A 10238-nucleotide genomic window follows, 5' to 3' on the forward strand; every position below is an offset into this window, starting at 1 on the left:
CTGTTGGCTGGCGTGTGGCTGCGGCCGGAAAATGATACTGTCAGATTTCTGAGGGGCCCCTCGCGACTTTCCACTCCGGAGTCGGGAGGGGTAGTTGTGTTTGAAAGCCGCGGCGGCGCTTGAGCCGGGCGGCCTCATTGCGCCCGGGCGCAGGATGGGACGGTGGATGTGCTGCAGTTTCTCAATCCGCTGGTGCTGATCGGTCTGGCCGCTGGTGCGATCCCTTTCATCATCCATTTTTTCAGCCGTTTCCGGGCCGAGAGGCGCGAGTTCAGCTCGCTGCTGCTGCTGTCCGAGGTGGCCCAGCGCAACGTGCGCCGCCTGCGGATGCGGCGCTGGCTGCTGCTGGCGCTGCGTACGCTGGCGGTGGTCCTTCTGGTGCTGGTCCCGGCGCGGCCCATGCTGCGCGGGTTTTTCCAGGCCGGGCCCGAGGAGCACCTCCCAGCGGCCGTGGCGTTCGTGTTTGACAATTCGGCCAGCATGGGCTACGTGGATGAGCACGGCGCCGTGAACGACCGCTTGGCGGCCAGGCTGGAGCGGGTGTGCTCCTGGCTGGGCGGGCGGGACCGCTGGCGCCTTGTCACCGCGCCGGACGGCCTGGAGGCGTCACAGAACGCGCAATGGCTGGTCTCCGGCGGGCCGGGGCCGAGCGGGGCGCTGCTGGCCCCAGGTTACGGCACGGCGCGCCTGGGCGAGGCGGTGCGCGCGGCGGAGCACGCCCTGGCCGCCGAGCGCGGCACAGTGACCCGCGAGGGATTCATTTTCAGCGACTGCCAGCGCGGGTTCCTCGGTCCGGACAGCCTGGGCCCGGACATCACGGGCGCGATAACCCGCTGGTACGTGATCGAGGGCCACTCCCGTGCGCCGGAGAACCTGGCCCTGACCGGGCTGTCCCTTCCCGGCGAGATAGTCCGGCCCGGGGCGCCGCTCAAGGTGCGGGTGGAGGTGGCGCGTTACGGGGGCGCCGGGACAGCCAAAGCCATGCCGCGGCTTTACCTGGACGGACATCTGGTGGGCCAGGGCGAGCTGAGCCTGGAGCCGGATGCCGCCTCCGCGGCCACAGTGGAGCTGCCGCCCCAGGAGGCCGGCTCCTACGAGCTTTCCGCCCGTCTGGATGCCGACAACCTGGAGGTGGACAACAGCCGCTCCATCCTGCTGACTGTGCCGCCGCGCCTGCGGGTGACCCTGGTGGAGGGCGGCGCGTCCGGGCCCTGGCTGCGCGCGGCCCTGGAGGTGCTGGATGGAGCCGGGGCGATCAGCCTGGGCGGGGCCGCGGGCCTGCCCCTGCCGCAGACCGCTTTCACCGGTTCGGACGTGATCGTTCTGCACGGTGTGAATTATCCCGAGGCGGCCCTGGGGGCCTGCCTCGACCGGGCGCTGAGCGCCGGGCTGGGGGTGCTGGTGCTGCCGTCCGGGCAGGACCAGGCGGCGGACGGAGCGGCGCAGGGATTCAGCCAGGCCGCGGCCCGTCTGGGCCTGCCGGTGAGCCTCGGAGCGCTGGAGCGCCTGGGGGGCGGATCGTTCGACACACCCGCGCGGCCGGGGCCAGGGCAGGAGTCCGGGGCGGTGTTCGGCGCATTGTTCGAATCCCTGCCGGCCCTGGTGCGGATCAAGCTGACCGCCCTGCGCAACCTGTCTCAGCCGGAGGCCGTGGGTGATGGGGGCCAGGCCTGGGACCTGGCGAGCGCCGGGGGCAAGCCCGTTTTGCGCTTAGTCCGCCAGGGCGGTTTCGCCCTGGCCCTGGCCGGCCTGGACCTGGCCGACCCAGCCCAGACCGAGCTGCCCGAGACCCCGCTTTTCGTGCCGTTGGTGCATTCGCTGCTCACTCTCTGCGCCAGCCGCGGCCCGGTGGTGCAGCCCGAGGTGCGGGTGGGCGAAAGCGTGAGCCTCTTTTTCGGTGCTCCATCTGGAACCGGGGGGCTGGAGATTCACGGCCCGGCCGAGAGCCGTTTCATGCTGCCGCCGGGTGAGCGCAGCCGGGTGGATTTCGACGGGGCGCGGCAGCCGGGACTGTACCGTATCTACGACAACGGCCGCCCGGCCGGGGCTTTCGCCGCCGGCATCGACCCGGCCGAGAGCGATGTCCGCCCGGAGAGCCGGGAGGAGATACGGCGCTATTTCGCCGGGCGCGAGGTGCGGTTTGTCGGTCCGGATGACAACCTGGCGGAAATGGTGTTCCCGGACCGTGGCGGGGTGGAGCTGTGGCCCTGGCTGCTCGGGCTGTTCCTGCTGGTGCTGGCCGCCGAGCAGTTGCTGGCCAACCGGAAAGAGGACTGAAAGCGGTTTTGCATCATCTATGAAGAGTTCCGTGTTTAATGTAGCGGTACGGAGCACCGTGCCCGAGAAGCATTGGTGTTCTCTTGGTTACGGGCAAGTGAACCAGAAGCCATTGGGTTGTTTACGAAGAAATCAGCCTTCTGTAGGGGCGGCCCCCCGTGGCCGCCTGCACAGAATGTGGGCAGGCACAAGGGCCTGCTTCTACGACAAGCTGGTGGTGGTCTTCGTAGGGGCAATTCATGAATTGCCCCTTGTATCCCCGCTATGGCTTTCAAGAGTGTGGATATGTAAAACGGTAAGTTTCTGTCGAGTGGGAAGGCAGTGAAATGGCGGACCTGAAAAGCTTGCTGGAGCGGCTGGACAGCTCGCGCGCCTTTACCAGAGCGCTGGAGCACCTGTACGGCCGGGAGGATGACAGCGCGGCCGAGGCGCGTCTGGGCAACCTGTACGGCTCGGCCCGGAATTTCGTTGCGGCAGGGCTTCAGACGCGCCGTCCCGGCACCACGCTCTATGTGACCCGCGGGGCGCGCCAGGTGGAGAAGATCGAGGCGGACCTGCTCAATTTCCTGCCCGAGGAACAAGTGAACGTGTTCCCGCAGTGGGAGGTGCTGCCCTACGAGGATTCGCGCCCGGAACCGGGGATAGTGGGTCCGCGGATCGAGGCCCTGTCTCGCCTGATGCACCTGACCCCGGGGGTGACCGTGATCCCGGTGCGCGCGCTCTGCCAGCGCGTGGTGGCGCCGGGGGATTTCAACCGCCGCGAGATCACGCTGCGCCTGGGCCAGAGCGTGGAACTGGAGAGCCTTCTTGCCGGCCTGGTAGAGCTGGGTTTCAGGCGCGAGGCCATGGTGGAGGAGGTGGGCACGTTCAGCGTGCGCGGCGGCATCCTCGATATCTACGGCTTCGAGATGGAAAACCCGGTGCGCCTGGAGCTGTTCGGGGATGAGCTGGCCGACCTGCGCTGCTTCGAGATCGCCAGCCAGCGCTCGGTGGAAAAGCTGGAGCGGGTGCGTCTGTTGCCGGTTAGCGAGCCGTTCGACTGGAAACGCAACGGTGTCCGGGGCGGTTCGTCCCGCCTGGGCGACCTGTTCGACTACCTCGCTCCGGGCAGCCTGGTGCTGTTCGATGAGCGGGACAAGGTGCTTCAGGAGGCGGAAAAGTTCTGGGAGGAGGTGCACGAGCTGCACGAGCGGGCGGTGGAACGCCGGGGAGCCCTGTTCCGTGCCCCGGAGGAGCTGTACCTGTCGGCGCAGGAGCTGGGCGAGCGCTTGGAGCAGTTCCGCCGCGCCGACCTGTGCAGCCTGCATATCAAGGAGGGCCCGGGCGAGGCGATCCGTTTCGACACGCGCGAGGCCCCGGCCGTGGACCGCGACCTGGACAGCCTGCGCGGCCACCTTCGCCGCGAGCACGAGCGCGGCCGTCAGAGCTGGCTTCTCTGCGACACCGCCGGCCAGCTCGAACGCCTGGAGGAACTGCTGGGCGAGAGCGCCGAGTTGGCGGTGCTGGCCCTGGGCAGCCTGGAGACCGGGTTCAGCTACCCGGACTGCGAGCTGGTCCTCTACACGGACCATGAAATCTTCCGCCGCTTCCGTCACGTGCGCGGCCGTCGCAACTACAAGCGCGCCCCCTCGCTCGAAAATTTTTCCAGCCTTCGCCCCGGCGATTACGTGGTGCATATCGACTACGGGATCGGCAAGTTCCGCGGGCTGAAAAAGATCAGCACCGAGAACGCCACGGTGGATTGCCTGTGGCTGGAGTACGCGGACGGCGATTTCCTGTACGTGCCGATGGACCAGTTGGGCCTGGTGGAGCGCTACAGCTCGGAGGACGGCCAGCCGCCCGCGGTGCACAAGATCGGCGGCGCGCAGTGGCTGCGGGTCAAGGCACGCACGGTCAAGGCGATCCAGGACATGACCGAGGAGCTGATCTCGATCTACGCCAGCCGCAAGGTGCGCGGCGGGTTCGAGTTCAGCCCGGACACCGACTGGCAGCGCGACCTGGAGCGCTCGTTCGTGTACGAGGAGACTGTCGACCAGCTCCGGGCGATCGAGGAGATCAAGGCCGACATGCAGAAAAAGGCCTGCATGGACCGTCTGCTCTGCGGCGATGTGGGTTTCGGCAAGACTGAAGTGGCCCTGCGGGCGGCGTTCAAGGCGGTGCAGGACGGCAAGCAGGTGGCGGTGCTGGTGCCGACCACGGTGCTGGCCCAGCAGCACTACATCACGTTCAGCGAGCGCCTGGCCGATTTCCCGGTGCAGGTGGAGACCCTCAGCCGGTTCAAGGGGCCCAAGGAGCAGAAGGATATCGTGAAGCGCCTGGGCAAGGGCGAGGTGGATATCCTGATCGGCACTCACCGTCTGCTGAGCCAGGACGTCAAGTTCAGCGACCTGGGCCTGCTGGTGATCGACGAGGAGCAGCGTTTCGGGGTCAAGCACAAGGAGCGGCTGAAAAAGATCCGCAACGAGGTGGACACCCTGACCATGACCGCCACCCCGATCCCGCGCACCCTGCACATGAGCTTGATGGGCATCCGCGACCTGTCGCTGATCACCACGCCGCCCCAGGACCGTCTGCCGATCCACACCCGGGTCTGCGGGTTCGACGAGGAGGTGATCGCCGAGGCGATCCGCCGCGAGCTGGCGCGAGACGGGCAGGTGTTTTTCGTGCACAACCGGGTCGGCTCGATCTACGCCATGCACGAGTTCCTGCACCGCGTGGTGCCGGAATGCCGGATCGGGGTGGCCCACGGCCAGATGCCGGAGCGCGAGCTGGAGAGCAGCATGCGCCGTTTCCAGCGCCGCGAGGTGAACGTCCTGCTCTCGACCATGATTATCGAGAACGGGCTGGATTTCCCCAACGCCAACACGATCATAGTCAACCGGGCCGACTGTTTCGGGCTGGCCCAGCTCTACCAGTTGCGCGGACGGGTGGGGCGCAGTTTCCACCGCGCCTACGCCTACCTGATGGTCCCTCCCCAGCGCATGCTGACCGATGACGCGGTCAAGCGCCTGCGCGTGCTGGAGGAGTACACCGAGCTGGGCAGCGGCTACGAGATAGCCCTGCGCGACCTGGAGATGCGCGGCACGGGCAACCTCCTGGGCAGCCAGCAGCACGGGTTCATCACCGCTGTGGGGTTCGACACCTACCTGAAGCTGCTCAAGGACGCCATCGCCAAGCTGGAGCAGAGCGGCCAGCGGGTCGAGGCGATGTCGGTCAAGGTGAACCTCGATCTGCCGGCCTACCTGCCGGACGAGTACGTGCCGGACCAGAAGCAGAAACTGGCCCTTTACCGCAAGATCGCCTCCAGCGAGGACCCCGCGCTGCTGGATGAGGTGGCCCACGAGCTGGAGGACCGTTTCGGCGCGCTGCCCGAGGAGGTGCGCAGCCTGCTGGAGAAGATGCGCCTGCGTATTTTCGCCGCGCGCCTGGGCCTGGAGAGCGTGTACATCGCGGACGGCCTGTGCAAGCTGGATTTCTCGCGCCAGGCGCGGGTGCGGCTAAACCCGGTCTGCCGGGCCCTGGAGAGTGTGAGCGGCCGGAAAGAGGTGCTGAGCCTGGACCCGGTCTCGATCGTGATCCAGCCGCAGTCGAAGCAGAAAGCTTTCGCCCAGATCACCGGGGCGCTGGGGTTCATGGCCGCGCAGCCGCAGAAATTCCTGGAGTCGGTGGCGGCCACGCTGGAGGCCGGAACGGCCCAGCCGCTCTGAGCCGGGAGCGGTCAAGACAGGAATGCGCCGTTTCGCGGCGGAAGAAGATTTTCTTCCGCCGTTTTTTATTCCCCGTCGGCGCTGGTTTCAGCTATAATCGTCTTTTTCATAAATTTAACGCGGCAGGGCTCACACGGGTGTTACTCCGATGGTCACATCTTTTTCTCACCGTTTGGAAGAAATAAAAACCAGAAAAAATATTTGACATATTTATTTGAAACACTGGCATAGTTCCTGCTGTAATAAACAATGAACGAACGACCAGCTCCGGTTGAAAAACGGTGTAAGCTAACGGCGAGGTGAACAGATGAAGAAAGGACTCTCAATGGCCCTGGAGCTGCTGGGACACAAGCTGCGTGTCGGATTCCAGATCCGGCCGAACAACCGTAATTCTCTGAAACGTCGGGATGACAGGGTTATCCGTGACTACCAGCAGGGTTATGGTATTAAGCGATTGGCCCAGAAGTACGGCCTGACGGAGAACCGCATTTCCCAGATCCTTACCTCAAACGGGGCGCGCGAGCCCAAGTGGCGCAAGATGAGCGACGAAAAGCGCAAGGTCATTTTCCAGCTCCAGCGCAAGGGTTTGTCGAAGGCCGAGATCGGCCGCCAGGTGGGGGTGTCGCGCGAGCGGGTGCGCCAGATCCTGCAACAGGGTGTCTGAGACGGGAGCAGTCGAAGCCCGGATGCAAAAAGAAAAGGACTCGTTTGAGTCCTTTTTTTATTCCCTTGGGTTGGTTATATTATAGTAACTTCAGGTTGGCTGTTAACCGGGGTGCGGAGGCTGGTGTGTCGATTTTCGAGCAGAACGAGGCGCTGTTAGAGGAACTTGAGCAGGCCGAATCCCTGGTGGAAAAAGCCCGTATCCAGGGGGTGGCCGCCGGGGTGGACCGCTTGCAGGTGGCCTCCCGGATCAAGACCTGCGTCGCCGCACTGGCCGAAAACATCCGCGCCGCCGGGGGCGATATCCAAGCCCTGGGCGGCGCTCTGGTGGTGCCCGACCTGATCGAGGTGCTGGGCCGCTACAGCGGGGTGTTCGACATCGAGGGCCTGGACAGCCTGATCGAAGAACTCGAAAGGATGTGGAACGCCGCCGGTTGAGCGTCCACAGCCTCTGTGTCAGCGATTGTCAAGCGAAAGCAGGGCCAGCGCGGAGACTGCGCCGGTGATCAGGAAGAGGTCCTCGATCAGTTTCTGCTCCAGCGATCCCCGGGCCGCACTGCGCCAGGACTCGACAAGTAGTCTGACCTGCTCATCCGATAGCTCTACTTTTCTCATCTTTTCCTCCCCCATCCAAGTGTTCACCGTAATACTAAAGCAATTTCCGTGCTAAACGCCGGATGGGGGCTTATGCTATGTAATATCTTGAAATAAAAATAAATACAAGATTGCGGCGGTCCGGTTGAAAGGTGTGCGAGGTTTCGGACGGGCCCCGGATGGGGTGGCTGGGCCCGAAAAACGTCCCCGGACCGGGAAAGCCGTGGTAGCCGCTGTCCCTGGCCGCCCGGGTTGCCCGATTTCGCACACGCTGGCGGTTCCTTGCACAATTTCGAACAGAGACGGCCGTGGCTGGTGAATTGACAGGCTGACGGCCGGACCCGGAGCGGGACGTTTTTCTACCTCCACTTGGAAATGTGTGTTACTTTATGAGTAACAGTTGCCACCCGGCGACATCCAGTAACGAGGGTTCCGGTCCCAAAAACACCCGTTGTCCGGATTGCCGAATTGACAAGGCCGGGGGCCGGCACTACTTTTCTTAACCGGTTTTCGTTTTTTCGCGGACTGTGTTCCGCTCCGCCTGTGAACGCCTGCAAAGGAACGGTTGCATGGCTTCTCCCGGCAAGGACAGGAAAGAGGAAATCCTCGGGCTGCTGCTGATGGTCCTGGGTCTGCTGGTGCTGTTGAGCGTGCTGCCGCAGCCGTTGGCCCGTCAGTTCGCCCCGCCGCCCCCGCCCGGGGCCGAGCTGACCAACGTGATGGGCCTGGCCGGCAAGCTGCTCAACGAGTCTCTCAAGGACCTGATAGGGGTGTGGACCTACAGCCTGCCGCTTCTTCTGCTGGCCTGGGGCTGGCGGGTGTTCCGGGGCAAGCCCGCCCCGGCGCTGGCCCGGTTCAGCCTGTTTGTCGCACTGGCCGGGTTTGTGCTGATGGCCCTGGCGTCCCTGGCCGGGCAGGGGGATTCGCTGCGCTCGTTCGACTGGAGCGGTGGCGGCCTGGGGTTCCGTCTGGCCCGTTACCTGACGCTGTACCTGGGACGGATGGGGGCCTGGACCGTGAGCCTGGTGTCGCTGCTGGTGGTCCTGGTGGTGTTCACCGGGTTGAGCCTGCGCGCCGCGGCCGAGCGGGTGGAGGGCGCGGCGGTCGGGTTCGGCGGGGCCCTGGCCTGGGCCGCACGCAGCCTGAAGCCGCTTTTTGCCCGCAAGCCCAGACCCGCGGTGAAAGAGGATAAAAAGCGCGCCCGCGAGGCCGCCGCTGAAAAGGATAAGAAAGAGCCGCCAGCCACGCGCAAGACCGCCGGCCTGCTGGGCAAGGATGCTCCCGCCGCTGCGCCGAAGACCGCGGAGGAGCAGCCGGAAGATTTCGAATACGACACCGAAGAGGAGCCGGAGACTGAGCCGCGGGCTGCCGAGAACGGCTCCGCCAAGTCCGACGCCGGGGCTGTCACCCCGGCCCACGCCGCGCCGGTCTCAGGCAGCTACAACCTTCCCCCGCTCGACCTGCTCGACCCGGTGGATGAGAACAAGAAACTGGTCAGCCGCGAGGAACTGGAGAAAATGGGCCGCGTGCTGATCGCCAAGCTGGCCGATTTCGGGGTGGAGGGCGAGCTGGCCGATATCGCCCGGGGGCCGCAGGTCTCGACTTTCGAGATCCGCCCGGCGCCGGGGGTGAAAGTGAACCGTTTCTCCTCCCTGGCCGATGACCTGGCCATGGCCATGCGGGCCAAGCGTATCCGGATCGTGGCCCCCATCCCGGGCAAGGACGCGGTGGGGGTGGAGTTGCCCAACCCCGCGCCCGAACTGGTCCGCGCGCGCGAGGTGCTCGATTCCGAGGCGTTCCGCACCAGCGCCCTGATCCTGCCGATCGCCCTGGGCAAAGACCTGGAGGGCCGTATCCGCGTGGCCGACCTGACCCGCACACCCCACCTTCTGATCGCCGGCACCACCGGCAGCGGCAAGAGCGTGTGCATGAACCTGATCATCTCGAGCCTGATTTTCCGTTACGGTCCCGAGCGGGTGCGCCTTCTGATGGTCGATCCGAAGATGATCGAGCTCAACCTCTACAACGACATCCCGCACCTGTTGCACCCGGTGGTGACCGAGGCCAAGGAGGCGGCGCGCATCCTCAAGTGGGCCGTGCTGGAGATGGAGAACCGCTACCGTCTGCTCAGCCGCAACAGCGTGCGCCACATCGAGGATTTCAACCGCCGGGTGGCCTCCGGGGCGGTGGTCCACACCCTGCTGGAGGGCCAGAGCGAGGCCGAGATCGCCGAGCTGCCCTATGTGGTGATACTGGTGGATGAGCTGAGCGACCTGATGTGCAGCGACATGAAGAACGAGATCGAGGGCTCGCTGGTGCGCCTGGCCCAGATGGCCCGGGCGGTGGGTATCCATCTGGTGGTGGCCACCCAGCGGCCCTCGGTGGATGTGATCACCGGGCTGATCAAAGCCAATTTCCCCAGCCGCCTGAGTTTCCAGGTCTACTCGAAGATCGATTCGCGCACGATCCTGGATGTCTCGGGCGCGGAGCAACTCCTGCGCAACGGCGACATGCTGTTCATGCCCGCGGGGCAGGCCGAGCCGATCCGTATCCAGGGAGCCTACCTGTCGAGCGAGGAGACCGAGCGCGTGGTGGGCCACTGGCGCCTGGAGGCGCGTCGCGTGCTGGAGGAAGCGGGCGGCGCGGGGGAAGCCGACGACGGCCTGCGCCATCCACCCAATATCCTGCTGGATATGGAACAGGATGAGGTCGAGGAAGGGGGCGGCGATGAGCGCGACCCGCTGTTCGACGAGGCGGCCCGCCTGGTGGTCCGTCACCAGCAGGGCAGCACCTCGTTGATCCAGCGCCGCCTGAAAGTGGGTTACGCCCGCGCCGGGCGGATCGTGGACCAGCTCGAACGGGCCGGTATCCTGGGGCCGCCGGACGGCAGCAAGCCGCGCGAGGTGCTTGTCTCACAGGACGAGCTGGAGGACTACGGAGTCACGGGCTGAAACGGAGAGAATGGATGAAAAAGAACGGACTGCTGTGGCTGGCCTT

General features: G+C 65.4%; 6 protein-coding genes. 5 read left to right on the forward strand and 1 reads right to left on the reverse strand.

Annotation, left to right across the window (positions count from 1 at the left end; translation table 11 throughout):
* Positions 1-162 precede the first annotated feature (162 nt).
* From LLH00_13585 to LLH00_13600, 4 genes are all read left to right on the forward strand, one after another.
* Positions 163-2277, forward strand: a complete 2115-nt coding sequence (locus LLH00_13585; protein ID MCE5272305.1) for a BatA domain-containing protein — start codon at positions 163-165, stop codon at positions 2275-2277.
* Positions 2278-2603: 326 nt separating this feature from the next.
* On the forward strand, positions 2604-5984 hold the full coding sequence (gene mfd, locus LLH00_13590; GenBank protein ID MCE5272306.1) for a transcription-repair coupling factor: 3381 nt from the start codon (positions 2604-2606) through the stop codon (positions 5982-5984).
* A 307-nt stretch (positions 5985-6291) separates the two neighbouring features.
* Positions 6292-6648, forward strand: a complete 357-nt coding sequence (locus LLH00_13595) for a helix-turn-helix domain-containing protein (GenBank protein MCE5272307.1) — start codon at positions 6292-6294, stop codon at positions 6646-6648.
* A 125-nt stretch (positions 6649-6773) separates the two neighbouring features.
* Positions 6774-7085: a hypothetical protein gene (locus LLH00_13600; protein ID MCE5272308.1), complete on the forward strand. Its 312-nt coding sequence runs from the start codon at positions 6774-6776 to the stop codon at positions 7083-7085.
* An 18-nt stretch (positions 7086-7103) separates the two neighbouring features.
* On the opposite strand, the gene LLH00_13605 is transcribed toward LLH00_13600, so the two are convergent.
* A complete protein-coding gene (locus tag LLH00_13605; protein MCE5272309.1) occupies positions 7104-7262 on the reverse strand; it encodes a hypothetical protein in 159 nt (52 codons plus the stop codon).
* A gap of 548 nt (positions 7263-7810) precedes the next feature.
* Between LLH00_13605 and LLH00_13610 the strand changes: the two genes are divergently transcribed.
* Positions 7811-10192 (forward strand): DNA translocase FtsK, encoded by a 2382-nt coding sequence (locus LLH00_13610; protein ID MCE5272310.1) that lies wholly within the window; start codon positions 7811-7813, stop codon positions 10190-10192.
* Positions 10193-10238: the final 46 nt, after the last annotated feature.

This window comes from bacterium (assembly GCA_021372515.1).
GTDB lineage: Bacteria > Gemmatimonadota > Glassbacteria > GWA2-58-10 > GWA2-58-10 > JAJFUG01.